Origin of the sequence: Microbacterium sp. BG28 (assembly GCF_034044005.1) — a bacterium.
In the GTDB taxonomy this organism is placed as follows: Bacteria; Actinomycetota; Actinomycetes; order Actinomycetales; family Microbacteriaceae; genus Microbacterium.
The window spans coordinates 710,496-735,934 of sequence record NZ_JAXCHA010000003.1 but is presented as its reverse complement, the minus strand read 5'-3'; the positions used below and the strand labels follow the sequence as shown (position 1 = coordinate 735,934).

The following is a 25,439-nucleotide window of genomic DNA, read 5'->3' as shown; positions in this document are numbered from 1 at the left end:
CCGCACGATGCGACGCAGCCCTTGCACGGGCATCCTCAACGTCCCGCAGGCCCGCGGCGCAGCCGGCGCAGCCGTCGCCACAACGGGTGCCGATCGTAGACCGCCGCGACGATCTCTTCCCGTTGACGCGCAAGCTGAGCTTCGAGCTCGCGCGCGAACTCCTCGCGAAGACGCCGCTCCATCGCTGCGAGGTACAGCGGCAGCCCGGCACCGTTGCGCGCCACCCACTCCCGCAATGCGGCATCGCGCACGGCCGCGTCGTCGCGCGCATGCGCGCCGGACAGCTCGAACATGCTGTTGGCATCGGCGCCCACGGTGCCCGGTCGCTGGGTCCAGAACGCGAGCGGCTCCCCGGCCAGGAATCCGACGGGATGCGCCGCCGTGACCCGCAGATAGAACTCCCAGTCCTCGACCGTCTCGAGAGACTCGTCGTAGTAGCCCACTTCGTCGTGCAGCGCGCGGCGGTAGAGGAAGGAGATCGGCACGGCCCGATTCACCTCCAGGAGGCTGGAGAAGGTGACTGCGGTCATCCCCCGCCAGAACGGCTCGCGTCCGCACTCGACCCAGCGCGTGCCCTCCCGGCGCTCGTAGACGATCTCCGTCGCGGTCATCACTCCCGCATCCGACGGGTGCACGTCGAGGTGCGCGACCGTGCGCTCGAGGAACGTCGACGCCCACCGATCGTCGTCGTCATGGAGGACGACGAACTCCGCGTCCGTGCTGCGAAGACCGAGATTCGCCGCGGCGCACCTCCCACCGGGGGCCACGGTCTCCACCACGCGGACGCGCTCAGCCACCGCCGAGGCAGCCACGGTGTCGGCGACAGGGCGAGCATCTCCCTGGTCGTTCACGACCACGATCTCAGCCTCGCGATACGTCTGCGACGCGATATCGGCGAGCGCACGGGCGAGGAACTCCGGACGGTCCTTCGTGCGGACGATGACGGCGACGCGCGGATTCACGTCCTCAGCCTATCCAGCGCCGCTACAGCTCCGAGTGAAGGGCCCAGACTCGCTCGGCGTGATCACGCCAGGAGAAAGCACGGCCGCGGTCCGCGGCGCGAACCGCGTAGCGCTTCCGGCTCTCCTCTGAAGCGAGGACCTGCCCGAGAGCATCTGAGAGCGACTCCACGGGTGCGATCAGCGCACCGTCGAGGAGCACCTCTTCATGCACTGCGGAGGCCATCGCCACGACCGGTACGCCCAATGTCAGCGCCTCCACCGCGCGCCACGGGAAGGCGCTGAGCGCAGACGGAGAGACCAGTGCGCTCGCAGCGTCCAGCACGGCCGCCCGGTCGGGAGCGCTCAGATGGGCATGGACGCTGACCCGCTCGGGCGGAAGTCCCGCTGCCGAGGCGAGATCCCGGACGCGATCCTTGTCCTCAGCCGCTGCGTCGAGCACCACGACGCTGCGGTCGCATCCCCGGGAGCCGATCGCCGAGAAGGCTGCGGCGAAGGCGGCGTCGTCGCACCGCGAGCCCGCGACGACGATGACGTCATCCGCGAGGCCGAGTTCACGGCGCCGGCCCACCGCATCCGAAGGGACGGCGAACCCCTGCGGCGCGGCCCCGGGGATGACACGGACGCGCCCGGCGAGGCGCGGCGCGACCTGCGCAAGCTTGGCTGCGAGCGCGTGCGTGGGGACGACGACCGCGTCGGCGAACTTCTCAGCGCGTCGCATGAATGCGCGCTGCGCGGCGACCGTCGTTCGTGGCAGGTCGCCCGGCACCTCCCACGCGCACAGCTCCCACAGCGTCACGACGGTCTGATCGTTGTCGTTGACGCGATCGTGACGCACCAGCGGCGCGAGAGGTCCCGGCGCATGGATGAGCCCTCCGCCGATCCCGGGTGCGATCCCGAGTTGCCAGGAAGCGGTCAAAGCGGGCCGCGCGAGAGGCGCGCGCCAGACATCTGCCAGGCCGGCGATATCGGCCGCGGCGCTCTCGGCGCCGGCCGGTACGATCGCACCCACGGCGCACCCGCGCGGCGCGGTCTTCACGAGAGCTGCGGCGATCTCCCGCGCGGCTTCGGCAGCATCCGGGTCCACGACATCGACCAACTGGTCGAGCACGAGACGGAGCGTGACGGTCATCCTTCGAGACTACCCATCCATTCGTGCCCGCTTCTGGGAGGTCGCCGCGCCGGTATGCTCTCAGCCTTCCGGGGTCGGGGAGGGCGTCGGCGGGTAGAGCGCCTCCTGCACGATCTGATGCACCTTGTCGTAATCGGGATGGCGATCGTCGATACCGCCCTGAGGGGTCAGCTCGATCGAGGTGACCGTCTGCTCCTTGGCCTTGATGGCGAGCTCGACGAAGTAACCGAGCATGGTCTGCGGGACATCTGTCTTGACCAGGTGCGTGCCCGCCGCCGCGACGTCCTGGAATCGACTGAGAACGTTGCCCGGCGTGAACTGCGCGAGAATCGCCTCCTGCAGCTGACGCTGACGCAGCATGCGGTCCCAGTCGTTCGTCGTGTAGCGCGACCGGGCGTACCACTGGGCGGTGTCGCCGTCCATGTGCTGCTCACCGGGCTCGATCCACCCGATCGCCCACTCCTCTGCGCTCTGACCCTCGTAGGCGGGTCCGCCACCCTTCGGCAGGCGCTCGGTCACGTTGATGTCGACTCCGCCCAGCGCATCGATCAGAGCGGCGAAACCATCCATATCGATGAACGCGTAGAACGGGATCTGGATGCCGAGGATTCCTTCCGCGGCATCCTTCGTCGCCTCGACCCCGGGCTCGGAGCCGTTGGCGACCGCATCCGGATAGATCGAGTTGCCGTCCTGGCAGACCTCGACCTCGGTGCGCAGCTGGTTGATGCCGCTGCCCCACCCGCAGGTGGGGCTGGGGTGCGACTCGTGGCCGTTGGGGTACTTGTCCTGCATCGGCCCCGGGGCGAACGGGAAGTTCGGCATATCGCGCGGGATTCCGAAGATCGTGGTCGCGCCGGTCTCCGCATTGATCGAGACGACCGAGATGCTGTCGAAACGCATGGAGTCGCGGCCCTCGCCGCTGTCTGCGCCGAGCAGGAGGATGTTGTAGTAACCGTCGACGGGCTCCACGGCCGGCCCGGTCTGCGTGAAGACCGCGCCGAGGGCGTCACGTGCGGCACCGACCGAGTTCGATGCCCACACCGCCCCCGCACTGGACAGCACGAGTGCGCCGATGGCGACGATGGAAGTGGCCAACCGCGCCCACGGCTTGACCTTGACGAGGCGGACGAGACGGAGCGTGTCGATCGTCAGCACGATCCACAGGCCGGCGTAGAGGAACAGGGCGCCCTGCACGATGAGCATCGGCACCGGCCGCAACAGAGCGAGCCAGCCCGGAACCCAGGCCCCCGTGGCGAGGTCGACGAAGGTACCGAGATCGACCAGCGCGATCACCGCGCAGACGAGCGCGAGCGCCCACAGCAGCAGGGTGGCGCCGAGGCCGAACCGCCCCAGACGACGGTTGCCCGCCAGCGCCTGAGCGGAGCCCGGCACCAGGAAGTTCAGCACGACGAGCCACCACGCGCGTCGCGTCATCACGGTCCGTGACGAGCTGTCGGGATATCGCAGCGGGTAGGGGTTCACCACCGGCGCGGCCACCTGTCGCTGGCCGGGGCGCGGGGGGCTCACTGCGCTCACAACGAATCCTTCAGCCGCTGATTCTTCTGCTCGACGATCTGCTCCAGCTCGCGTGCGTACGCCTCGAGCCGATCGGCGATACCGGGATCCGATGCACCGAGGATCCGCGCCGCGAGGATTCCGGCGTTGCGTGCCCCGCCGATCGAGACGGTCGCGACCGGGATGCCGGCGGGCATCTGCACGATGCTGAGCAGCGAATCCAGCCCGTCCAACGTCGCGAGCGGGACAGGGACCCCGATGACCGGGAGAGGCGTGACGGAAGCGAGCATTCCCGGCAGATGCGCCGCTCCGCCCGCGCCGGCGATGATCACCCGCAGGCCGCGGGATCTCGCCTCGACGCCGTAGCGGTGCAGCTTCTCGGGAGTACGGTGCGCCGAGACGACCTCGACCTCGTGCGGGATGCCGAACTCGGTGAGAGCGGCCGAAGCCTCGTTCATCACGCGCCAGTCGGAGTCGGAGCCCATGACGACGCCGACCAAGGGCGCCTCGGAGGAATGCAGCGGCCGGGTCACCCGTCAAGGCTAGGCGGCATCACTGGAAGATCACCGCAACGGCGCGCGAGGTCGGAGTCGTCAGTCCAGGAAGTGCGCGGCGGCGGCCCGCGCCTCGTAGACCACGTCGTCGAGGTCGTCGCCGGCGACGTTCACGTGCCCGACCTTGCGACCGGGACGCGGGGCCTTGCCGTAGGTGTGCACCTTCGCGGCCGGATGCGCGGACATCGCCGCGCCGAAGCGGTTCTCCAGCGTCCCCTCGGCGGGTCCGCCCAGGATGTTGATCATGACCGACCACGGCGCGCGCGCACCCGCGGCGCCCAAAGGGAGATCGAGCACGGCGCGCAGGTGCTGCTCGAACTGGCTCGTGACCGCGCCGTCCTGGCTCCAGTGACCGCTGTTGTGCGGCCGCATGGCGAGCTCGTTGACGAGCAGTCGCTCATCGGTGGTCTCGAACAGCTCCACCGCCAGCATTCCCGTGACTCCGAGGCCGTCCGCGATCGCGACGCCGATGCGCTCGGCCTCCGCAGCCAGCCGGCCCTGCGCTCCGGGCGCGGGGGCCACGACCTCGGCGCACACACCGTCGCGCTGGACCGTCTCGACCACCGGGTACGCGACGATGTCGCCGGAGGGACGCCGCGCAACCTGCTGCGCCAGCTCGCGGCGGAAGTCGACGAGCTCCTCGACCAGCAGAGCTCCCCCTCTGGCATCCTCCGCGAGCGCCGTGAACCAGTCCTGCGCCTCGGTCGCCGCCGAAACGACACGCACCCCCTTGCCGTCGTAACCGCCGCGGGGCGTCTTCACCACGGCGCGACGACCGTGGTCGTCGAGGAACTCCTGCAACTGGTCGATGTTCTCCACGCGCGCCCAATCGGGCTGGGGCATGCCGAGCTGGGTCAGTCGCTCGCGCATGTCGAGCTTGTCCTGCGCGAACCGCAACGCGTCGGGGCCGGGGTGCACGGCGATACCGTCGGCGACGAGCGCGCGCAACACGTCCTGCGGCACGTGCTCGTGATCGAAGGTCAGTACATCCACGTCGCGGGCGAAGGCGCGCACCGTCTCGAGGTCGCGGTAGTCGCCCACCGCCGTCGCGGCGAGCGCCGCGCTCATCCCCTCGGACTCGGCCAGCACGCGGATCTCGAGCCCGAGCTCCGCCGCCGGAGCGATCATCATCCGGGCAAGCTGTCCGCCGCCCACGACTCCCACGCGCACCGCCATGATTCCCCTTCCGGACGCTGACTATTCTTCCTCACGCCGGCGCCCGCCGCGGGCGTTGCGAGGACGGCGGCGGATCAGGCGGGGGCGCCAGGCTGCGCAGGAAGCGGCTGCGCGTCGCGATGAGCGAGGATCTGATTGACTTCGACCTGGTCGACCAGTACCTCGTGCACCAACTGCACCTGCGGGATGCGGCGGATGACGAGCGGCTGCTCCACGCCGTCGTCGAGGATCAAGGTCCCGGTGCGCCAGAGCCGCTGCAGCGGGCCTCTGCGCACCGTGATGCGATAGCCGCGGACATGGCTGAGTTCGCGGGAGCGGCGCCCGAATGCTCCAGAACGCTCGATGACACGACGCGTCGTGACCGTGTAGGTGTGCGAGAGCCAGGCGAGAAACGGCACCACCACGAGCATCATGACGACGAGCCCTGCGGCGAGCAGCAGCATCCAGTCCTCGAACGGCGCCGGGAGGTTCCCGAGGAAGTAACCGACCGCTCCGGCGACGCCGATGAGCACGAGCGCGCACCAGAAGAGCCTGCGGGCGTGCCTGCGGGTGCGCACGATACGGCGTTCCGGCGCCGCGACACCGGGTGCGGGTGTCGGCGGGCGGACCCCGAATCCGGTCGGCTGCGTCACTCTCCCATTGTGCCCTGCGGCGTCGCGCACGCGCCGCTCACACGCCCGCCACCCTGCGACGGGCGCGGCGCCTACCGGACGTGCGTGACGTCTCCTGCCGCCACCGACACCTCCGCACCGCCGGTGGACACCACCAGTCGCCCCTCCGCGTCGATGCGCTCGGCGCGACCTTCCAACACCGTGCCGTCGGGCAGCGACACCGCGACGTCGCTACCGAGCGTCGTGCACACGCTCTCGACAGCGGACTGGACCCCCGCTGCGATCGCGTCGCCGTCGGCATCGATGAGCGCAGTGAGCAGGTCGTCGAGACCGCTCAGGTAGTCGGCGAGCAACCTGTCCTCGTCCGCCTCCTGCCCGAGAGCAGCGAAGGAGACCGCCGTCGCCACGGGCAGGTCTACTCGCGGCATCCGCGTGTTGACCCCCGCGCCCACCACGACCGCGTCGAACTCGCCGGGCACCGCCTCTGCCAGGATGCCGCAGATCTTCTGCCCCTCCACGAGCACATCGTTCGGCCACTTGAGTCCCACCGCCTGGGGGATGCCGCGCAGCTGCGCGGCGATCGCGCGCGACATCGCAACACCCGCGATGAGCGGGATCCACCCCCGCGCATGGGCGGGCAGAGCGCCCACGCGCACCACGACGGAGGAGGCGAGCGCCGTGCCGGCAGGCGTCACCCAGCTCCGGTCCAACCTGCCGCGACCTCTGCGCTGATCGGTCGTCACCAGTACGGACAGATGCGGCCACCCGGCGTCGTCCGCAAGGACGGCGGCGACCGCATCCTCGTTCGTCGAGTCCGTCGTCTCCACGACCTGCACCCGAGGACTGACGGCGGCGGCGAGCGGATATCCATCGGCGGGGATCGGCATGGGCCACACCCTACTCGCGGCCGCCGGTCGCGCTCCCCCGTTGACAGTCGGAGCTCGGTGTTCCTGACAACAGCATCTGAGACAGACGACAGCGGATGCCGCACACACCTGTCGACACCCTCCAACGCCACGGGAGGCGGCGCCGATAGGGTGGAACGCGTGACGGACAGCCTCGACCTCTCGACCACCGCAGGCAAGATCGCCGACCTGCGCCAGCGCTACCAGGAAGCGGTCGTCGACGCCGAGAGGAACGCCCAGACGAAACAGCACGCGAAGGACAAGCTCACGGCGCGCGAGCGCATCGAGCTGCTGGTCGATCACGGCAGTTTCGTGGAGATGGACGAGTACGTGCGTCACCGCACGACGGCCTTCGGCATGGAGCGCTCGCGCCCGTACGGCGACTCGGTCGTCATCGGCACCGGCACCATCCACGGCCGCACGGTCGCCGTGTACGCGCAGGACTTCTCCACCTTCGGCGGCTCGCTCGGCGAGGTCGCCGGCGACAAGATCATCAAGATCATGGAGTTCGCGCTCCGCGCGGGCTGCCCCTGCATCGGCATCCTCGACTCGGGCGGCGCCCGCATCCAGGAGGGCGTGGTGGCGCTCGGCAAGTACGGCGAGATCTTCCGCCTGAACACCGCGGCGTCCGGTGTGATCCCCCAGATCTCGCTCATCATGGGCCCTGCGGCCGGTGGGGCGGTGTACTCCCCCGCGCTCACCGACTTCGTCATCATGGTGGACAAGACGAGCCAGATGTTCGTCACCGGCCCCGATGTCATCAAGACCGTCACGGGTGAGGACGTCGGGATGGAGGAGCTCGGCGGCGCCCTCACGCACAACACCCGCTCCGGCGTCGCGCATTACCTCGCCGAGGACGAGGACGACGCGATCGACTACGCCCGCACCCTGATCGGCTTCCTCCCCGACAACAACATGTCGGAGATCCCGGGTTACGAGGGCGTCTTCGAGTTCGAGACGACGGATGCGGACCGCGCACTCAACGCGGTGATCCCCGACTCGCCGAATCAGCCCTACGACATCCACCAGGTCATCGAGCACGTGGTGGACGACGGGGAGTTCCTCGAGGTCCAGCCCCTCTTCGCCCCGAACATCGTGATCGGCTTCGGTCGCGTCGAGGGCCGCACGGTCGGCGTCATCGCCAACCAGCCCTCGCAGATGGCGGGCACGCTCAACATCGACGCGGGAGAGAAGGCCAGCCGCTTCGTCCGGTTCTGCGACGCGTTCTCCATCCCGATCGTGACGCTCGTCGACGTGCCGGGATACCTGCCCGGTACCGACCAGGAGTGGACGGGCGTCATCCGCCGCGGGGCGAAGCTGCTCTACGCCTACGCCGAGGCGACGGTCCCGCTCGTCACCGTGATCCTGCGCAAGGCCTACGGAGGCGCCTACATCGTGATGGGCTCCAAGCAACTGGGCGCCGACATCAACCTGGCCTGGCCGACTGCGGAGATCGCCGTCATGGGCGGGCAGGGAGCCGTGAACATCCTCTACCGCGGCGAGATCAAGCGCGCCGAGGAGGCCGGCGAGGACGTCGCTGCGGTGCGCGCGCGGCTTGCGAACGAGTACACCTACAACGTGGCATCCCCCTTCCTCGCGGCCGAGCGCGGCGAGCTGGACGGGATCATCGAACCCGCGCAGACCCGCGTCGCCATCGCGAAGGCGCTGCGCTCTCTGCGCGGCAAGCGCGCCAGCCTGCCGCCGAAGAAGCACGGGAACATCCCGCTATGACCCTCGAGGAAGCCGGCGAAGCGCTGCGGATCGACGTGCGCAGGGGGAATCCGGACGACGTGGAACTCGCCGCGGCGATCGCGGTGGTCGCCTCCGCCTACCGGCAGGAGGAGGAGAGCGCAGTGGCCGCGGAGCCCGTGCGACGCTCCGCGTGGTCGCTGTCGCAGCGCGGGCTCCGACAGCCGCTCCGGCGTGAGGCCGGATGGGGCGGATACAGCGGCTGAAGCGCGCCGGAGGGCGCCGACGCAGGTGTCCCCCAAAGTACCTACAGACACTGCCCACACCCCGTTCGCATACTGGAGGAGCTGGAACGCATCTTCGCGTTCGATCGGCCCGTTGACCGTCAGGGTGCACCAACCGGGTTCGATCTTGCGGGTGGTTTTCGGGTAACCACTCGCCCGGAGACGAGGGGCGAGCGATTCGCCGCCCCTCGTCTCCTTTCCTTTTGACGGTGCAGGTCCTTCTGACGGTGCAGGTCCTTCTGACGGTGCAGGTCCTTCTGACGGTGCAGATGCACCGCCGGTCACAGGAGCGCAGGACTCAGCCGACCGGGTGCTCGATCTCGCGCCAGAGATCGACACTGTCCTCGTCGGACAGACCGAGTGTCGACGAGGCGCGCCCGACCACGGTGACGGCGACCCGCTCGTCGGGTGACGTTCGGATGTAGAGGCGTTCGGATCGCGCCGCGCGCAGTGTCTGGGCGAGTTCGGCACGGATGACGTGCAGCTGCTCTTCGGCGAGCCCGTCGAGACCGCCCTCGTCGAACATCGTGACCATGGCACCGCGTCGGCGCGCCGCGTCCAGTGCTTCGCGCACGTCCGCGTCCAGAAGACGCGGTCCACGCAGTTCATCGCGGAGGCGGCCCTCGGCGATACGCGCGTCTGTGCGCTCGTCCTCCGAGAGGCGTCCACCCGTCGCGATCGTGCGCGCCAGTACCGGACCGGCCACCGCGAGTGCGCGCTGCACCTGGATGCGCCGCTCCCGCTGCTGGGACCCCTGCGCCGCCTGCACGGCCAATGCGGTGCGCTGCAGCTCGCCGAGCCTTTCGGTGTCGCGCGCGGCGCGGTCCAGGGCGAACGTGAAGAAGTGGGCTCCGGTGACCCAGACCACCGAGCCGACCAATCCGAGACCGAGCGCGGGAATCGGCCCCAGGAGAACCATCGACCACCCGGCGAGCACCGCGGTGCCGCTCCACGCCGCCCACGGCCTGCGGCGGATGACGAGGATCGTCATCAGCGCGCCCAGGCCTCCGATGTACCACGTGGCGTACTGCTCGGTGCGAGCCGCGGGCGGGATCGCCACGGAGATCAGCGGCGGCAGCACCATCGAAACCAGCAGCGCCGCCACGCACAGCCACATGGGCAGCCGGTCGGTGCCCCGTGCGACGGTGATCTCCTGGCTGCGCGTGCGCAGTCCCGAGGTCATCCCCCAGAAGATGCAGAGCCACGCGACGACGAGGAAGAGGATCAGCGCGGCCCACAGCAGCAGAGGCTCGCGGACGGGACCGGTGACCCACGAGGCGCGGGCGACGAGGAAGCCGGTGAAGGCGACACCGAGCATCATGACGACGAAGCGGATGCTGATCACGAGTCGACCGCCCGCCATGTCATCGTCACCCGGGTTCCGTCCTTGGACGAGACCACCTCGGCACTCCCGCCGAACGCGCTCACGCGCGCCAGGATGGAGGCGCGGATCCCGAGCCGATCAGCGGGGACGTCGTCGATGTCGAAGCCGGGGCCACTGTCTGCGACGACGATCACCACACGGCCAGGCTCCACGCTGCCGCTCACGCGCACCACGAGCCCCGCCCCCGCGGCGTGCTCCACCGCGTTGGAGATGGCTTGGGCTGCCGCCAGCGCCAGCGCCCGCGCCACCCGACCGGGCACCTCGGGGGTATCGGGGTCGACCTCGACGACGAACTCGGCCGGGCACCGCGCGTCATCGATCGTCCGCCGGATGTCGGCAACGATCGCCTCCACCGGCACGGGCGCGTCGCTGCCTTCACCGACATCCCGATCGGTGTTGGCCAGCCGGGTCAGCGCCTCGCGGGCCATCGAGACCGCCAGATCGCTCTCACGCGGCGTCTCGGCACGTTCCGCGGCCAGCAGCGCCGCCAGCACGCTGTCGTGCATGAGCGCCGCCACCGCGACGCGTTCGCGCTCCGTGGCGTTGACCGCGGCGGCCTGCGCGTATGAGCTCACGGCGCGCAGGCGCCGTTCGTCGATCGTGGAGGAGGCGGTGCGAAACGTCCACGCCAGCATCATCAGGACGCTCCCCAGGATGAGGGAGAAGGAGGTGTCCAACGACACCGCGATCCACGCATCGGCCACGAAGCGCAGCTCGATCATCCGGACGAGTCCGTACGCGAGCGGCAGGAGCACGGTGATCGCGACGTGAACGGGCCGCGGGAAGACGATGACGCTCGCGACGGTGGCGACGGTCACCAGGAAGTAGATCCACGGCTGATACGTGATCGCTGTCTCCGACCCGGCCGTGGCCCACGGCCAGACCGCGAGCGACGCCGTGTAGGCGACGACGAAGAAACGTCCGCCGAAAAGCGTGAAGCGGCCGCTGAAGAACGTGACCTCCATGACCACGAACGGAACGAAGACCACGAGCATGAGGGCGAGCTCCCACCCCGCCCGTACGTCCCGCGCGCCCAGTGCCGCGAAGAAGGCCTGCGCACCGAGCGCGCCGAAGGCGAGGGCGACCGACACCGCCATGACGCGCTCGACCCGCTCACGTGTGAACGAGGCGATGCCGGGGATACCGGTGCTCTCGAGCTCTTCGCGCAGGACCCGTAACGGTCGGCTATCGGTCATGGGCTCCCACCGACTGCTCTGTGAGCAGTCCGTCCTCCAGCGCGCGCCGCAGCAGGTCGACCTTGGTGGGAGCGGGTCTGCCCACCTCGACGTACTTCACGCGGATGCGCGTGATGTTCTCCTTTGCCGTCGAGAAGGCGATGCCCAGGCGATCGGCCACGATCTTCAGCGGGAGTCCCGCGGCATACAGCTTCAGCACCTCGCGTTCACGCGTCGAGAGCTGGGCATCGGCGAAAGCACGGTCTCCTTCGATCGCGCTGGCCCACTCGACGGTGTTCAGCACGTCTCCCCTGGCCACCGTCGCGATCGCTCCGACGACATCCGAGATGGGCGAGGCTTTGCTGATGACGCCGGCAGCTCCCGCGAGCAGGGCCTCGCGCACGGATGCGGGCCGATCGGCGACGCTGTAGATGATCACCGCCGATCCGTCGCCCGTCAATCGGCTGACGTTCTCGGTGACGGTGGTGCCGTCGCCGAGCGTGAGATCCAGCACCACGACGTCGGCCTGCTCGCCTCCGTCCGTACGCCACGCGAGGTAGGAGGTGACGGATGCCCCGGAGTAGACGACGTCGGTCGTGCCGGTCCGCGCGCAGGCGGCCTCGACCCCGAGCCGCACCGACTCGTGGTCGTCGATGAAGGCGACGCGCGTCATGCGCTCATGCTAGCCGTGCGCCCGTCCGCCGAAGAGTGGCGATGGCTTCGACGTGGTGGGAGTGCGGGAACAGGTCGACCCCGCGTACCGCTTCGGCTTCATAACCGTGCAGGCGGAACTCGGCGAGGTCGCGCGCGAGCGCCACGGGGTCGCACGCGACGTAGACGATGCTTTCCGGCTCGAGCCCGGCGATCGCGCGTGCGGTGTCCTTGCCTGCGCCCGAACGGGGCGGGTCGAGCACCACGACGCCGCGAGCGAGTCTGGCGCGCTGATCGCTGCTGGCATTGTTCGCGAGGTCGGCCACCCAGCGCTCGACGCGCGCCGTCTCGGCCCGTGCGCCCACCCACTGCGCCAGGTTGTGTCCCGCGTGCTCGGTGGCGCGGGCATTGGACTCCACGCTCGTGATGCGGGCGCCGGGCCCCGCGGCATCCCCGATCGCGGCCGCGAGCAGCCCCACGCCGCCGTACAGGTCGAGGTGCCAGCCCTCCGGATCGACACCGACATCGTTGAGCGCGTCGCCCACAAGAGTGGTGAGGGTGCCCGCCGCCAGGCGGTGCACCTGCCAGAACCCGCCCGCATCTACCCGGAAGGCGCGCTCCCCCACCCGCTCGGTGACGACCTCGGGCCGCGTGGCGCGCTCACGCGCATCCGGTCGCGCGAGCACCCGTACCCGGCCGTCGGCGGGCTGCACCAGCTCGACACGGCCCGGCTTCGCGCGGGAGAGCCCTGCCGCCGCATCGCCGATCGCTGAGGTCGCGAGCGGCAGCTCGCGAACCGGCACGACGCGGTGACTGCGTGCGCCGAAGGGACCGATGTTCCCCTGCGCGTCGACGTGCAGGCTCACCCGTGTGCGCCATCCGGTGCCGTCCACGCTCTCGGTCTCACCGGTCGCACTCGTGTGCGCCGCCTCCATCGTCGCCGGAAGCGACAGCCGTCCGATGCGCGCCAGAGCGTCCTCGATCACGCGGAGCTTGAGCGCCCGCTGCTCGGACAGGACGATGTGGCCGAAGTCGGCACCACCGGGGCGGTCCTCGGCAGGTACCGCCAGGTCGGCCTGCGCCCAGACGTGCGGCTGCCGGTGCGGCGATGCGTCGAGGATCTCGACGACCTCCGCCCGCCAGAAGGACTTCTTGGACGTGTCAGTCAGACGCACCCGCACCCGCTCGCCAGGCACCGTATCCGGCACGAAGACGACGCGTCGCTCATCACCGTGCCGCGCGACGAAGACGCCGCCGTGGGCGACATCGGTGATCTCGAGCTCGAGGTGCGTTCCGGCATCCATCCTTCGAGCTTCGCACACGCCCGCCCACCGGCGCCCAGCGGCGACGTCCGCCCGGCGGGCGCGCACGGACGACGGGCTAGCGTGGAGGGATGCGCGTGCTCCTCGCCTCGACATCACCCGCCCGCCTCATGCTGCTGCGCCAGGCGGGGATCGAACCGCGCACCGCTGCCCCCGATGTCGACGAGGACGCGGTGGTCGCCGCCGTCGAAGCCGCAGAGGGTCGCGTACTCACTCCCACCGAGCACGTGCTGCTGCTCGCGCGGCGCAAGGCCGCAGCCGTCGTCGCCGCGCTCGAGGAGGACGGAGAGGACTTCGACGGCGTCGTGATCGGCGGCGACTCGATGTTCGAGCTCGACGGCGAGATCCTCGGCAAGCCGTACACGCCGGAAGCCGCGACGGCCCGGTGGCACGACATGCGCGGCCGCACGGGAGTCCTGCATTCGGGACACAGCGTGATCCGGCTCGCACCCGGCGCAGCTCCCGTCGAGGCGCACGCCGTCGCCGCGGCGTCCGTGAGCTTCGCCACGGATGTCACGGATGCGGAGATCGCGGCCTACGTCGCCACGGGCGAGCCGCTGCTCGTGGCGGGCGCTTTCACCGTCGACAGTCTCGGCGGGCCCTTCATCACTCGCGTCGAGGGCGATCCGTCCACCGTGGTCGGAATGTCGCTGTCCACGCTGCGGAGCCTGTGCCGCGAGCTGGGGGTGACGTGGACCGATCTGTGGACACCCTCCACCGACTGAACCCGCGTCGGGACGGTTGTAGGTTCTCCCGAACAGATCTATTTGTTCTTGTGGAGTTCGGTCAAAAAGACACGGCGACCTCTCGCTAGGCTGGCACTCATGCCTCGCATCGCCAAGGTCCTCATCGCGAACCGCGGCGAGATCGCCGTACGCATCATCCGCGCCGCCCGTGACGCCGGGATCGCCTCCGTCGCGGTCTACTCCGACCAGGACCGGGATGCGCTGCATGTGCGTCTCGCCGACGAGGCGTACGCCCTCGAGGGCACGACCGGAGCAGAGACCTACCTCTCGATCGAGAAGATCCTCTCCGTCCTCCGGCGCGCCGGTGCCGACGCGGTGCACCCCGGGTACGGCTTCCTCGCCGAGAACGCGGACTTCGCCCGCGCGGTGATCGGCGCGGGCGCGACCTGGATCGGTCCGTCCCCCGACGCGATCGAGGCGCTCGGCGACAAGGTCACCGCCCGCCACGTCGCCGAGAAGGTCGGCGCTCCGCTCGCTCCTGGAACCCCAGGACCCGTCTCGGGCGCCGACGAGGTCATCGCCTTCGCCGAGCAGTACGGACTGCCCATCGCCATCAAGGCCGCCTACGGCGGCGGCGGCCGAGGCCTCAAGGTCGCGCGTGAGCTCGACGAGGTCGCGGAGCTCTTCGAGTCCGCGACCCGCGAGGCGATCACCTCGTTCGGACGCGGTGAGTGCTTCGTCGAGAAGTACCTCGACAAGCCGCGCCACGTCGAGACGCAGTGTCTCGCGGATGCGGCCGGCAACGTCGTCGTGATCTCCACGCGCGACTGCTCGCTGCAGCGCCGCCATCAGAAGCTCGTCGAAGAGGCCCCGGCGCCGTTCCTCACCGAGGAGCAGAACCGCATCCTCTACGAGTCTTCCAAGGCCATCCTGCGCGAGGTCGGCTACCTCGGTGCCGGGACCTGCGAGTTCCTCATCGGCGCGGACGGGACGATCTCCTTCCTCGAGGTCAACACCCGCCTCCAGGTGGAGCACACCGTTTCCGAGGAGGTCACCGGCATCGACCTCGTCCGCGAGCAGTTCCGCATCGCCGAGGGCGAGCTGATCGGCTACGACGACCCTGCTCCCATCGGCCACTCGATCGAGTTCCGCATCAACGGCGAAGACCCCGGACGCGGCTTCCTGCCCCAGCCCGGCCCGGTGAAGGTCTTCAAGACCTTCGGCGGCCCCGGCATCCGTCTCGATTCGGGTGTCACCGCGGGCGATGTCGTCTCGGGTGCGTTCGACTCGCTGCTGGCGAAGCTGATCGTCACGGGCCGTGACCGCGCGGAGGCGCTCGCCCGGGCCCGTCGCGCCCTCGACGAGTTCGAGGTTGCGGGCCTGCCCACCGTCATCCCGTTCCACCGTGACGTCGTGCGTCAGCCGGCGTTCACCGCCGAGGACGGCGTCTTCGGCGTCTACACGCGCTGGATCGAGACCGAGTACGTGAACGAGATCCCCGCGTGGGACGGCGAGCTCGGCGACATCGCGCAGCCCGAGCAGCGGCACACGGTCGTCGTCGAGGTCGGTGGAAAGCGCCTCGAGGTGAGCCTGCCCGACCGGATCGCTGCAGCCCCGGCGCAGACCGGTCGCCCTGCGGCCGTGCCGCCGTCGCGTCGCTCGCACCAGACGACCGCCAATGCAGGCGCCTCGGGCGATGCCGTGAAGGCGCCGATGCAGGCGACGATCGTCAAGATCGCGGTGTCGGAGGGCCAGCAGGTCGTCAAGGGCGACCTCGTCGTCGTCCTCGAGGCGATGAAGATGGAGCAGCCGATCCAGGCGCACAAGGACGGCGTGGTCGGCGCGATCAACGCCGCCGCCGGCACCACCGTGTCCGCGGGGCACCAGCTCCTGACCATCAACTGACCCGCCCGGGTGCCCGAGTTGCCTCGCGGTGCGCGAATGCGCCACTAATGTGGCGGCTAGGACGCGTGAGCGCCGCGCAGTGACATCGGCGGATGCGGCGCGTCGCCGCATCCGGATCAGTCCTCGTCTTCGGTGGCCGGCTCGATCACGTGCATCGCGCGCATCGCGTCGGTCACGGAGCCCGACAGCGACGGGTACACCGTGAACACCCGCGACACCTGGTCGACCGTCAGGCGGCGCTCCACGGCGATCGCGATCGGGTAGATGAGATCGGATGCGCGCGGGCCGACGATCGTGCCGCCGATGACGGTTCCGCTGCCCTCGCGCGCGATGATCTTGACGAAGCCGTCTTTGATGCCCATCATCTTGGCGCGCGGGTTGGCCGCGAGCGGCATCTTGCACACGACGCCGTTGATGGCGCCGTCGCGGATGTCCTTCTCCTGCCAGCCGACCGTCGCGATCTCGGGAGCGGTGAAGATGTTGGCGGCGATGCGTCGCTGCTCGAGCGGGATGACGACGTCGCCGAGGGCGTGGAAGATGCCCGTTCGCCCCTGCATCGCGGCGACGGAGGCGAGCGGGACGAAGGTCGTGCAGTCCCCCGCCGCGTAGATGTTGGGCACCGAGGTCCGCGCGACGCGGTTGACCCGGATGTGGCCGGACTCCGTCGTCTCGACACCGGCCTCCTCGAGGCCGATGCCCGCCGTGTTCGGGATCGATCCCACGGCCATGAGGCAGTGGCTGCCCTCGATCGTGCGGCCGTCGGCGAGGGTCACGCGGACGCCGTCGCCGGTGTTCTCGGCACGCTCGGCACGCGCCTTGGCCAGCAGCGTCATGCCACCGCGCGCGAAGACCTTCTCGAGCACCGCGGCCGCATCCGCATCCTCACCCGGAAGCACCTGGTCACGGCTGGAGACGAGTGTCACCTTCGCGCCGAGGTTCATGTAAGCGGACGCGAACTCCGCGCCCGTCACGCCCGAGCCCACGACGATCAGGTGCTCGGGGATAGTCTTCATGTCGTAGAGCTGGGTCCACGTGAGGATGCGCTCACCGTCGGGCTTCGCGCTGGCGAGCTGACGCGGGGAGGCGCCGACGGAGACGACGAGCGTGTCGGCCTCCACCCGGTCGAAGTCCGTGCCGCCGGGGCCGGTCGAGGCGACCACCGCACCAGGGCCGTCGAGGCGGCCGTGGCCCGAGATGATGCGCACCCCCGCCGACACGAGCGACGCGCGCATGTCGTCGGACTGCTGACGGGCGAGGGAGAGGAGCCGCTTGTTCACGGCGGCGAGATTGATCGCAACCTGCGGCTGCAGCGGCTTGCCTGCGCCGTCCTTCGCAAACAGCTGAACGCCCAGATCGCTCGCTCCAGCGATGGCGACAGCCGCATCCGCCGTCGCGATGAGGGATTTCGAGGGAACGACATCCGTGATGACCGCCGACCCGCCGACGCCGGCGCGTTCGACGAGCGTCACCTCGGCTCCCAGCTGGGCCGCCGCCAGCGCCGCTTCGTAGCCGCCCGGGCCACCACCGATGATCGCGACGCGCTGGGCACTCTCGAAGCTCGCAGACATGGTGCTCATTCTCTCCCCCGACGGCGCGCGCCGACGAATCGGCGGATGCGGCGAGCGTCGAAGTGGCCCGCGGGGCCTCGGGTTCATAAGGTGGGGACATGGCAACGACCCCCCTCAACCCGCTCGACGACCCGGCAGCCGATCCGTTCGAGATCGCCCGCCGCGCCGCCGACGACATCGCGCGCCTGACCGGCGTCGCCCAGCACGACATCGCCCTCACGCTCGGCAGTGGCTGGGGCAAGGCAGCGGAACTCATCGGTGAGACCGTCGCGACGATCGATGCGCCGGAGGTCACCGGCTTCAGCAAGCCCGCACTGGAGGGTCACGTCGGCACCCTTCGCAGCGTCCGCACGCCCGCGGGTACGCACGTGCTGGTCATCGGCGCGCGCACGCACTACTACGAGGGCCACGGCACCCGCCGCGTCGTGCACAGCGTGCGCACGGCCGCCGCGACCGGTGCGCGCACCATGGTGCTCACCAACGGCGCCGGCGGCATCAAGGAGCACTGGAAGCCCGGGACGCCCGTGCTGATCAGCGACCACATCAACCTCACCTCTGACTCGCCGCTCGAGGGCGCGACGTTCATCGACCTCACCGACCTCTACTCCTCGCGTCTGCGCGAACTCGCGCGCACCGTCGACCCGAGCCTGGATGAGGGCGTCTACTGCCAGTTCCGCGGACCGCAGTACGAGACGCCCGCCGAAGTGCAGATGGCCAAGATCATGGGCGGACACATCGTCGGCATGTCCACCGCTCTCGAGGCGATCGCGGCACGCCAGGCCGGGATGGAGGTGCTGGGCTTCTCACTCATCACCAACCTCGCCGCGGGTATCTCCCCCACCCCGCTCAGCCACGCCGAGGTGATCGAGGCCGGCCGCGAGGCGGAGCCCGTGATCTCCGACCTCCTCGCCCGCGTGATCGGCCAGCTGTGAGCGACGCCGTGGAGGCCGCCCGCGCGTGGCTCGCGCAGGACCCCGATCCCGAGACGCGCGAGGAGCTCACGGAGCTCCTCGCCGCGGCGGATGCGGGCGACGCAGCCGCTCTCGCCGAACTCGAGGACCGCTTCGGCGCCCGCCTCGCGTTCGGTACCGCCGGGCTCCGCGGCGAGCTCGGTGCAGGCAGCAACCGGATGAACCGCGTGCTCGTCGCGCAGGCGGCCGCAGGACTGGCCGCCTATCTGGCGGCGACCGCGGCCGAAGGTCACACGCCTCGCGTCGTGGTGGGCTACGACGGACGCCGCAACTCGGACGTCTTCGCACGCGACTCGGCGGAGATCTTCGCGGGGGCGGGACTGGACGCCGTGCTGCTGCCGAGGCTCCTGCCCACCCCGGTTCTCGCCTTCGCCGTCCGGCACCTGGATGCGGACGCGGGCGTGATGGTCACCGCGAGCCACAACCCGCCGAACGACAACGGCTACAAGGTGTACCTCGGCGGCGCCGACGACGGATCGCAGATCGTTCCTCCCGCCGACGGCGAGATCGCCGCGCAGATCTCACGCATCGCGACCGAGGTCTCGGCGAGCGAGATCCCCCGATCGCTGGGGTACCGCACCGCATCCGAGGAGGTCGTGGAGGCGTACGTCTCGGCCACCGCCGCTGTCGGGCCCGCGCCTGCGGGCGCCGAGGGACTGCGCTGGGTCTACACCGCGATGCACGGCGTGGGCGGGGAGACGCTGGGGCGCATCGTCGCCCAGGCGGGATACCCCGAGCCCGTTCAGGTGGCGGCGCAGGCCGAACCCGACGGACGATTCCCGACCGTCGCCTTCCCGAACCCGGAAGAACCCGGTGCGATGGACCTCGCCTTCCAGACGGCGCGGGAGGCGGATGCGGAACTCATCATCGCCAACGACCCCGACGCCGACCGGCTCGCGGTGGCCGTGCCCGATGCGGATGCGGAGAGCGGCTGGCGCCGACTGACGGGCAATCAGATCGGGCTGCTGCTCGGCTGGCGCGCGGCGCGCAAGGCTGCCGAGGCCGGCGCATCCGGGATGCTCGCCTGCTCGCTCGTCTCCTCCCCCGGGTTGCAGACCGTCGCCGAGCACTACGGCCTGGGCTTCACCGCGACCCTCACCGGCTTCAAGTGGATCTCGCGCGCGCCCGAACTGATCTTCGGCTTCGAGGAGGCGCTCGGCTACCTCGTGAACCCCGAGACCGTGCGCGACAAGGACGGCATCTCCGCGGCCGTCGCGGCGCTCGAACTCGCGAGCGAGGCGCGTGGCGCCGGAAAGACGCTGCAGGATCTGCTCGATGAGTTCGACCGGACGTTCGGCTTCTTCGCGAGCGACCAGATCTCGGTGCGAGTCCAGGACCTCTCGATCATCGGCTCGATCATGTCGAGCCTGCGGGCGGATCCCCCGGCGCGCATCGGCGAGGTGAAGGTCAAGATGGTCGAGGACCTGAGCGAGGGGTCGGAGACGCTCCCGGCGAGCGACGTGCTGCGCTACACCCTCAAGGGCGGCTCGCGCGTGATCGTGCGCCCCTCCGGCACCGAGCCCAAGCTCAAGGCATACCTCGACGTCCGCGCAGAATCGGCGACAGACGCGGCCGGGCGACTCGCCGCTTTGAGCGAGGGAGTACGGGCGCTGCTGGACGCCCGTTCGTGAGCGGCTGGTCGGACGCCCCGCTGCTCGAGAACGCCCACGTGCGTCTCGAGCAGCTGACACCCGAGCACGCCGACGACCTCGCGGCGGCCGTCGCAGTCGACGAACTGTGGCGCACCTGGTACACCCGCATCCCCTCGCCGGAAGGCATGCGGGACGACATCGAGAGCCGCCTCGAACGGCAGCGGGCGGGCCTCATCGCCCCGTGGGCCATCGTGTCGGTGCGCGACGGCCACGCCGTCGGCATGACGACGTACCTCCATCTCGACGAGACCAACCGGCGGCTCGAGATCGGTTCGACCTGGATCGGGCGCGCCGCTCAGGGCGTCGGCATCAACCCGGCCGCGAAGCTCCTGCTTCTGGAGCGTGCGTTCGATCAGCTCGGATGCGGCGCCGTCGAGTTCCGCACCCACTGGCACAACCATCAGTCGCGCGCTGCGATCGCCCGCCTCGGCGCCAAGCAGGACGGCGTGCTGCGCAACCACACGGTGTGGTCGGACGGCACGATGCGCGACACCGTCGTCTTCTCGATCATCGACGGTGAGTGGCCGACGGTCCGGGCCGCGCTGACCGCCCGTCTCCGCCACCGCTGACCGGCCGCATCCGGCCCGTTCCCGCGTCGAGGCGCGGCATTGTGGGGGCCCGGCATCTCCGTGTCTCAATCGTTCACGCCAATCGCGCCCGAACCCTGCATGAGTGAGACACGAACCCACCGCGGGCGTCCCCGCGCCAGCCGCACCCCGCCCGTGTCTCAACCGTTCACGCCGCGGCGCACAAGAGCGGGCACCCATGAGACACGCACCACTCCCGCGCCCGCCCGTGTCTCGAACGCTCACGGGGGCGGACGCCGAAACGTGAACAAGTGAGACACGCAAGATTCGCGGGTGGCGAGCGTCTGCGGATCCTCGCCCGCGGGACCGGGCTCAGCCGTCGATGACGGCGACGAGCTCGTCGAGGAAGGCGGAGAAATCCGCACCGCGACGCACGATGCGCTGCACGGAATCGCGTTCGCTGAACACCTCCACGAACTGCTCGAACACGGTCTGGAACGCTTCGCGGTCGGTCTCGGAGAACGCCGCGAGCGCGACGACCTGCACGCGTGAATCACCCCACGGCATCGGCGGGTCGGCGATGCCGATCGCGATGGCCGTGCGCACCGCCGTCATGCCGATCGCGTGCGGCACGGCGAGCGCGTCGGTGAACGCCGTCGACGACAGGCGCTCGCGCTCGATGGCGCGCTCGACGTAGTCCGCGTCGATGACGCCGCGCTCCACCAGCAGACCGCCGAGCTGACGGATGACGCCCTCCTCGCCCTCGGACGCATCGAGCCCGCGCACGAACGACGACGCGTCGAAGTAGCGCTCCAGCTCGGCGCGCAGGCGCGCGAGGCGACGACCCCGGCGGATGCGGCCCGCCACAGCCTGCACGCGCTCGATGTCACCGGGGGTCAGGAACGGCTGGATCCGCACGAAGCGCTCCCCCGACACGGGCGCATCGATGGTGGTCAGGACGAGGTCGGTGTCGATCGAGGACCAATCGGGATCGACCCGCGTCTCGACGTCCACGACCTCGATCGCCTGGCCGAGCGAGCGGTCGACGCTCGAGCGCAGCAGCTCGTGCAGCTCGTAGTATCCGGGGCACACGATCGTGGCTGTCAACAGGTTGTCGGAGCGCCGGCTGCGCTCGAGCTGCCCGCCGACGTGCATCGCGATGTAGGCGATCTCGTCGTCCAGCAGAGGGATGTCGAGGCGTTCCTGCAAGCGACTCGCGATATAGACGGCGACGTCGAAGATCATCGGGTACGTCGACTTCAGCGAGCGGGTCAGGGGATTGCGCGACCATGCGTTCTCCCGAGCGCGAAGCCGCAGGTTCTGCACGTGCAGGCTCAGACGCTGCACGAACTCGGGCGCGAGGATGTCGACGAGGAACTCGGATGCGGCCTCCGTCACCACCTCGCTCACCACCTGCTCCACCTCGGCGTCCAGGGGCGTCCGCGCCGAGTCGGCGGCACCGGGGGCGACGATGCGCGTCAGCACGATCGTGGCGAGGTGGATGGTGTCTCCCGTCCCCAGGCGCACACCCAGGTGCTCCTGCGCGAGCTCGTCGATGACCCGGGCGATCGCCGCCTGGGCATCGGTCGGCGTCGTCGCGGCCTCATCCAGCGCGCGACCCAGCGACACCCGGTCGGCGGAGATCGCGATGTGCATCAGCACGTCCGCGATGCCGAACTCGTTCACGTAGTAGCCCAGCTCGCTCAGCTGCGCGACCAGCTCCGCCTTGAACTGGCCGAACGCGCGCGGCGCGACGGACTCCTCGCCCAGGGTGCGCCGCAGCGCCGAGAGGTCGAACGCTCCCTCATCCATCTCGTCGTGCACGAGACGGCTGAGGAGCCTGCGCTGCGCGGCTTCGGAACCGACGAGCCGCGCTCTGGACGCCGAACGCTCCAGCACGAGGTCCGTACCCCCGAGCAGGCCGCGTACCCGGGCAAGGTCGGACTCGAGGGTGGCGGGGCTGACGAACAACCGGTCGGCCGTGTCGAAGACGTCGATGCCCGCGTCGCCGGCCAGCAGCGCCCGCACGATCGTGTGCAGCCGGTCACGCGGGGTTCCTGCATCCGTCGGGTGATCGCGCAGCGTGGCGGCCGCCTCTGCGCCGGCGCGGTAGCCCAGCGGCCCCGACTCGACGGCCCCCGCGGCACGCGCGTTCAACGCGGTGACATAGCTGCGGATGCTGCGCGGGGTCACCCCGAGAAGGTCGGCGAGTGTTGAGGCGGTGATCCAATCGCGCTCGCGGACCAGAATGCCCAGCACCCTGTCCTGTCGCGCTCGCGTCACGTCACCCTCCGAGATCCCGGCTGGCACCGGCACTCCATTCCACCACGCGGGCGGCGGGCCGGGCCCGCCCTGCTGCGGCGATTTCCGCTCGGGGCGGAAGAACCTCTGGTTGCCGCGCTCTCGGGCGGTTCACAGGATGGAGAGGAAGGAGGCGGGTCGATGAGGATCCTGGTGGTGTGCGGCGCTGGTGCGTCGAGCACATTCGTGGCACAGCGGCTGCAGCGAGCGGCGGTGTCCGCCGGGCTCGATCTCCAGGCCGAAGCCGTACCGCACGTCGCGCTGGCGGCGCGCATCGGCGAGGCGGAGCTCGTGCTCATCGGACCGCACCTGACCGAGGTGGCGGACAGTATCCGAGAGGATGCGGCGCGCCACGGAGTTTCCGTGATCGTCCTGCCCGAGGACATCTTCACGGACCGAGACGGTCGTCGAACGCTCGACCTGATCACGAACGCGACCGCGTCGCTGCCCGGCCCCACGGCCTGAGAAGGAAAGGCACCCACATGTCCCTCGCAACCCGTACTGTGCGCATCGGCTCGTCGCACGGCCTGCACGCCCGCCCCGCGAAGCTCTTCGCCCAGGCGGCCAAGGATGCGGGAGTCCCGGTCACGATCGCGAAGGACTCGGGTGCGGCGACGAACGCCGCCAGCATCCTCGGCGTCATCTCGCTCGGGCTGGACTACGGCGACTACGTCACCCTGACCGTGGACGGCGGCGACGCCGAGACCATCCTCGATCGTCTCGCCGACCTGCTGACCACCGACCACGACGCCGCCTGAGGAGATACACCATGAGCACCACCATTCCCGGAGTCGGCATCGGACTCGGCGTCGCGCAGGGCCCCGTCGCCCGCATGGCCGCACCGCTTCCCGCCCCCGCCGATGAGCCGTCGACGCTCGACGTCACGGCCGAAACCGCCCGAGTGCGCGAAGCCGTCGCGGCCGTCGCGCGCGAGCTCGAGCAGCGCGGTGCCACCGCCGGCGGCGCCGCGCAGGACGTCCTGGAGGCCCAGGCGATGATGGCCGAGGACCCGGCGCTGGAGTCCGAGGTCGACACGCGTCTCGCCGCCGGCGCCACCGCCGAGCGTGCGGTGTACGACGCCTTCGCCAGCTTCCGCGACACCCTCGTCGCCGTCGGGGGCTATCTCGGCGAGCGCGCCGCGGACCTCGACGACGTCGCCCAGCGTGTGATCGCCCGACTGCAGGGTGTCGCGGCTCCCGGCCTCCCCGAGCCCGGGCATCCCTACGTGCTGGTGGCCACCGACCTCGCTCCCGCAGACACCGCGCTGCTGGATCTCGACCAGGTGCTCGCGCTCGTCACGAGCGAAGGCGGCCCCACCTCGCACACCGCGATCCTGGCCCGCGAGAAGGGCATCGTGGCGATCGTGGGCGCCGCCGGTGCCGCAGACCTCGTCGACGACCAGGTCGTCATCGTCGACGCCGCCGCAGGCATCGTGACCACGGACCCGAGCGAGGAGGAACGACGTCGCGCGCAGAACCGCGCCGATGCGCGCGCCGCGGCGGCCTCCGCGCCGATCACGCCCGGTGCTCTCTCCGACGGCACCGCGGTGCCGCTCCTGGCCAACCTCGGCAACCCCGAGGGCGCCGCCGAGGCCGTCGCGCTCGGCGCCGAGGGCGTCGGCCTGTTCCGCACCGAGTTCCTGTTCCTCAGCTCCGCCAACGCGCCCACGGTCGCGCAGCAGCGTGAGTCGTACACGCGCCTGCTCTCCGCGTTCCGCGGCAGGAAGGTCGTCGTCCGGGCGCTGGACGCGGGCGCCGACAAGCCGCTCGCGTTCCTCAACGACGCCCACGAGGAGAACCCGGCGCTGGGGCTCCGGGGCCTGCGCGCCCTCCGTGCGAACGAGGACATCCTGCGCGAGCAGCTGACGGCGCTGAGCGAAGCGGATGCGGCCGTCGCCGCATCCGGTGAGCCCGCCGACCTGTGGGTCATGGCACCGATGGTCGCCACCGTCGAGGAGACGATCTACTTCGTGGAACTCGCCCGCGAGTTCGGCATCAAGACCGCCGGCGTCATGGTCGAGGTGCCCTCGTCCGCGCTTCTCGCCGATCGGGTGCTGAAGCACGCCGACTTCGCGTCCATCGGGACGAACGACCTGACCCAGTACACCCTGGCCGCCGACCGCCTACTCGGCTCCGTCGCCGGTTTCCAGGACCCGTGGCACCCCGCCGTGCTGGGGCTCATCGGCACGACCGGTCGCGCCGGACGCGAGCTCGGAAAGCCCGTCGGCATCTGCGGCGAGGCGGCGGCCGATCCGCTGCTGGCAGTGGTCCTGGTCGGCCTCGGCGCGACGAGCCTCTCGATGGCTCCGACGGCCCTGGCCGACGTGCGGGCCACCCTCCTGAAGTACAGCCTCGAGGATGCCCGCCGCATCGCCGAGGCCGCCCTGGCCGCCGACGACGCCGCATCCGCACGCGACGCCGCCCGCGCAGCTTCCACCCCCGCCCTGTAACACCCCTTCCCACAAAGAGTAGA

General features: G+C 70.3%; 23 protein-coding genes. 10 read left to right on the top strand and 13 right to left on the bottom strand.

Going from position 1 to position 25,439, the window contains the following annotated elements; translation table 11 throughout:
* Positions 1-35: 35 nt before the first annotated feature.
* The 7 genes from SK224_RS14505 to SK224_RS14475 form a co-directional block, all read right to left on the bottom strand.
* Positions 36-962, bottom strand: a complete 927-nt coding sequence (locus tag SK224_RS14505) for a glycosyltransferase family A protein (protein WP_320435365.1) — start codon at positions 960-962, stop codon at positions 36-38.
* Positions 963-984: 22 nt separating this feature from the next.
* Positions 985-2,091 (bottom strand): glycosyltransferase, encoded by a 1,107-nt coding sequence (locus SK224_RS14500; protein WP_320435364.1) that lies wholly within the window; start codon positions 2,089-2,091, stop codon positions 985-987.
* A gap of 60 nt (positions 2,092-2,151) precedes the next feature.
* Complete coding sequence (locus SK224_RS14495) at positions 2,152-3,627, bottom strand: LCP family protein (RefSeq protein ID WP_320435363.1); 1,476 nt, start codon at positions 3,625-3,627, stop codon at positions 2,152-2,154.
* Positions 3,624-4,091, bottom strand: coding sequence for a 5-(carboxyamino)imidazole ribonucleotide mutase (gene purE / locus SK224_RS14490; RefSeq protein WP_320435648.1), 468 nt, complete (start codon positions 4,089-4,091; stop codon positions 3,624-3,626). The genes SK224_RS14495 and purE overlap by 4 nt, the downstream gene beginning before the upstream one ends.
* A gap of 108 nt (positions 4,092-4,199) precedes the next feature.
* Positions 4,200-5,336, bottom strand: a complete 1,137-nt coding sequence (locus SK224_RS14485) for a 5-(carboxyamino)imidazole ribonucleotide synthase (RefSeq protein WP_320435362.1) — start codon at positions 5,334-5,336, stop codon at positions 4,200-4,202.
* A 74-nt stretch (positions 5,337-5,410) separates the two neighbouring features.
* Positions 5,411-5,968 carry a PH domain-containing protein gene (locus tag SK224_RS14480; RefSeq protein ID WP_320435361.1) on the bottom strand — a complete coding sequence of 186 codons (558 nt, stop codon included), beginning with the start codon at positions 5,966-5,968 and terminating at the stop codon, positions 5,411-5,413.
* A 71-nt stretch (positions 5,969-6,039) separates the two neighbouring features.
* On the bottom strand, positions 6,040-6,834 hold the full coding sequence (locus SK224_RS14475) for a biotin--[acetyl-CoA-carboxylase] ligase (RefSeq protein WP_320435360.1): 795 nt from the start codon (positions 6,832-6,834) through the stop codon (positions 6,040-6,042).
* 159 nt (positions 6,835-6,993) lie between these two features.
* Between SK224_RS14475 and SK224_RS14470 the strand changes: the two genes are divergently transcribed.
* Both SK224_RS14470 and SK224_RS14465 read left to right on the top strand, forming a co-directional pair.
* Positions 6,994-8,583, top strand: coding sequence for an acyl-CoA carboxylase subunit beta (locus SK224_RS14470; protein ID WP_413816794.1), 1,590 nt, complete (start codon positions 6,994-6,996; stop codon positions 8,581-8,583).
* Positions 8,580-8,807: an acyl-CoA carboxylase epsilon subunit gene (locus SK224_RS14465; RefSeq protein WP_320435358.1), complete on the top strand. Its 228-nt coding sequence runs from the start codon at positions 8,580-8,582 to the stop codon at positions 8,805-8,807. The genes SK224_RS14470 and SK224_RS14465 overlap by 4 nt, the downstream gene beginning before the upstream one ends.
* A gap of 316 nt (positions 8,808-9,123) precedes the next feature.
* Here SK224_RS14465 and SK224_RS14460 read toward each other — a convergent pair whose 3' ends face one another.
* The 4 genes from SK224_RS14460 to SK224_RS14445 are packed head-to-tail and all read right to left on the bottom strand — an operon-like array spanning position 9,124 to position 13,339.
* On the bottom strand, positions 9,124-10,188 hold the full coding sequence (locus SK224_RS14460) for a hypothetical protein (RefSeq protein WP_320435357.1): 1,065 nt from the start codon (positions 10,186-10,188) through the stop codon (positions 9,124-9,126).
* Complete coding sequence (locus tag SK224_RS14455) at positions 10,167-11,405, bottom strand: sensor histidine kinase (RefSeq protein WP_320435356.1); 1,239 nt, start codon at positions 11,403-11,405, stop codon at positions 10,167-10,169. Before SK224_RS14455 ends, SK224_RS14460 begins: the two co-directional genes overlap by 22 nt.
* Entirely contained in the window at positions 11,395-12,057 is a 663-nt protein-coding gene (locus SK224_RS14450; RefSeq protein WP_320435355.1) for a response regulator transcription factor, read from the bottom strand. The genes SK224_RS14455 and SK224_RS14450 overlap by 11 nt, the downstream gene beginning before the upstream one ends.
* A gap of 4 nt (positions 12,058-12,061) precedes the next feature.
* Entirely contained in the window at positions 12,062-13,339 is a 1,278-nt protein-coding gene (locus tag SK224_RS14445; RefSeq protein WP_320435354.1) for a class I SAM-dependent RNA methyltransferase, read from the bottom strand.
* Positions 13,340-13,428: 89 nt separating this feature from the next.
* On the opposite strand from SK224_RS14445, the gene SK224_RS14440 reads away from it, so the two are divergent.
* Both SK224_RS14440 and SK224_RS14435 read left to right on the top strand, forming a co-directional pair.
* On the top strand, positions 13,429-14,082 hold the full coding sequence (locus SK224_RS14440; RefSeq protein WP_320435353.1) for a Maf family protein: 654 nt from the start codon (positions 13,429-13,431) through the stop codon (positions 14,080-14,082).
* A gap of 99 nt (positions 14,083-14,181) precedes the next feature.
* Entirely contained in the window at positions 14,182-15,948 is a 1,767-nt protein-coding gene (locus SK224_RS14435) for an acetyl/propionyl/methylcrotonyl-CoA carboxylase subunit alpha (RefSeq protein ID WP_320435352.1), read from the top strand.
* Between the two features lie 116 nt (positions 15,949-16,064).
* Here the strand turns inward: SK224_RS14435 and SK224_RS14430 are convergent, their stop codons facing one another.
* Entirely contained in the window at positions 16,065-17,525 is a 1,461-nt protein-coding gene (locus tag SK224_RS14430) for an NAD(P)H-quinone dehydrogenase (protein WP_413816793.1), read from the bottom strand.
* Between the two features lie 89 nt (positions 17,526-17,614).
* On the opposite strand from SK224_RS14430, the gene SK224_RS14425 reads away from it, so the two are divergent.
* The 3 genes from SK224_RS14425 to SK224_RS14415 are packed head-to-tail and all read left to right on the top strand — an operon-like array spanning position 17,615 to position 20,708.
* The gene (locus tag SK224_RS14425) at positions 17,615-18,448 is read left to right on the top strand and encodes a purine-nucleoside phosphorylase (protein ID WP_320435350.1); all 834 of its coding nucleotides are present in this window, start codon (positions 17,615-17,617) and stop codon (positions 18,446-18,448) included.
* Positions 18,445-20,118, top strand: coding sequence for a phospho-sugar mutase (locus SK224_RS14420; protein WP_320435349.1), 1,674 nt, complete (start codon positions 18,445-18,447; stop codon positions 20,116-20,118). Before SK224_RS14425 ends, SK224_RS14420 begins: the two co-directional genes overlap by 4 nt.
* Complete coding sequence (locus tag SK224_RS14415; protein ID WP_320435348.1) at positions 20,115-20,708, top strand: GNAT family protein; 594 nt, start codon at positions 20,115-20,117, stop codon at positions 20,706-20,708. Before SK224_RS14420 ends, SK224_RS14415 begins: the two co-directional genes overlap by 4 nt.
* Positions 20,709-21,038: 330 nt before the next feature.
* Here SK224_RS14415 and SK224_RS14410 read toward each other — a convergent pair whose 3' ends face one another.
* A complete protein-coding gene (locus SK224_RS14410; RefSeq protein ID WP_320435347.1) occupies positions 21,039-22,949 on the bottom strand; it encodes a BglG family transcription antiterminator in 1,911 nt (636 codons plus the stop codon).
* Between the two features lie 159 nt (positions 22,950-23,108).
* Between SK224_RS14410 and SK224_RS14405 the strand changes: the two genes are divergently transcribed.
* The 3 genes from SK224_RS14405 to ptsP are packed head-to-tail and all read left to right on the top strand — an operon-like array spanning position 23,109 to position 25,416.
* Positions 23,109-23,432: a PTS sugar transporter gene (locus SK224_RS14405; protein WP_320435346.1), complete on the top strand. Its 324-nt coding sequence runs from the start codon at positions 23,109-23,111 to the stop codon at positions 23,430-23,432.
* A gap of 17 nt (positions 23,433-23,449) precedes the next feature.
* Positions 23,450-23,725 carry an HPr family phosphocarrier protein gene (locus tag SK224_RS14400; protein ID WP_320435345.1) on the top strand — a complete coding sequence of 92 codons (276 nt, stop codon included), beginning with the start codon at positions 23,450-23,452 and terminating at the stop codon, positions 23,723-23,725.
* A gap of 11 nt (positions 23,726-23,736) precedes the next feature.
* Complete coding sequence (ptsP, locus tag SK224_RS14395; protein ID WP_320435344.1) at positions 23,737-25,416, top strand: phosphoenolpyruvate--protein phosphotransferase; 1,680 nt, start codon at positions 23,737-23,739, stop codon at positions 25,414-25,416.
* Positions 25,417-25,439 lie beyond the last annotated feature (23 nt).

Excerpts from the sequence above, each read along its gene's own strand:
- SK224_RS14430 (WP_413816793.1), bottom strand. The coding sequence starts at position 17,525 with ATGAGCACCATGTCTGCGAGCTTCGAGAGTGCCCAGCGCGTCGCGATC.
- ptsP (WP_320435344.1), top strand. The coding sequence starts at position 23,737 with ATGAGCACCACCATTCCCGGAGTCGGCATCGGACTCGGCGTCGCGCAG.
- SK224_RS14400 (WP_320435345.1), top strand. The coding sequence starts at position 23,450 with ATGTCCCTCGCAACCCGTACTGTGCGCATCGGCTCGTCGCACGGCCTG.
- purE (WP_320435648.1), bottom strand. The coding sequence starts at position 4,091 with ATGGGCTCCGACTCCGACTGGCGCGTGATGAACGAGGCTTCGGCCGCT.
- SK224_RS14455 (WP_320435356.1), bottom strand. The coding sequence starts at position 11,405 with ATGACCGATAGCCGACCGTTACGGGTCCTGCGCGAAGAGCTCGAGAGC.
- SK224_RS14460 (WP_320435357.1), bottom strand. The coding sequence starts at position 10,188 with ATGGCGGGCGGTCGACTCGTGATCAGCATCCGCTTCGTCGTCATGATG.
- SK224_RS14450 (WP_320435355.1), bottom strand. The coding sequence starts at position 12,057 with ATGACGCGCGTCGCCTTCATCGACGACCACGAGTCGGTGCGGCTCGGG.
- SK224_RS14465 (WP_320435358.1), top strand. The coding sequence starts at position 8,580 with ATGACCCTCGAGGAAGCCGGCGAAGCGCTGCGGATCGACGTGCGCAGG.
- SK224_RS14475 (WP_320435360.1), bottom strand. The coding sequence starts at position 6,834 with ATGCCGATCCCCGCCGATGGATATCCGCTCGCCGCCGCCGTCAGTCCT.
- SK224_RS14425 (WP_320435350.1), top strand. The coding sequence starts at position 17,615 with ATGGCAACGACCCCCCTCAACCCGCTCGACGACCCGGCAGCCGATCCG.
- SK224_RS14440 (WP_320435353.1), top strand. The coding sequence starts at position 13,429 with ATGCGCGTGCTCCTCGCCTCGACATCACCCGCCCGCCTCATGCTGCTG.
- SK224_RS14445 (WP_320435354.1), bottom strand. The coding sequence starts at position 13,339 with ATGGATGCCGGAACGCACCTCGAGCTCGAGATCACCGATGTCGCCCAC.
- SK224_RS14435 (WP_320435352.1), top strand. The coding sequence starts at position 14,182 with ATGCCTCGCATCGCCAAGGTCCTCATCGCGAACCGCGGCGAGATCGCC.
- SK224_RS14485 (WP_320435362.1), bottom strand. The coding sequence starts at position 5,336 with ATGGCGGTGCGCGTGGGAGTCGTGGGCGGCGGACAGCTTGCCCGGATG.
- SK224_RS14500 (WP_320435364.1), bottom strand. The coding sequence starts at position 2,091 with ATGACCGTCACGCTCCGTCTCGTGCTCGACCAGTTGGTCGATGTCGTG.
- SK224_RS14405 (WP_320435346.1), top strand. The coding sequence starts at position 23,109 with ATGAGGATCCTGGTGGTGTGCGGCGCTGGTGCGTCGAGCACATTCGTG.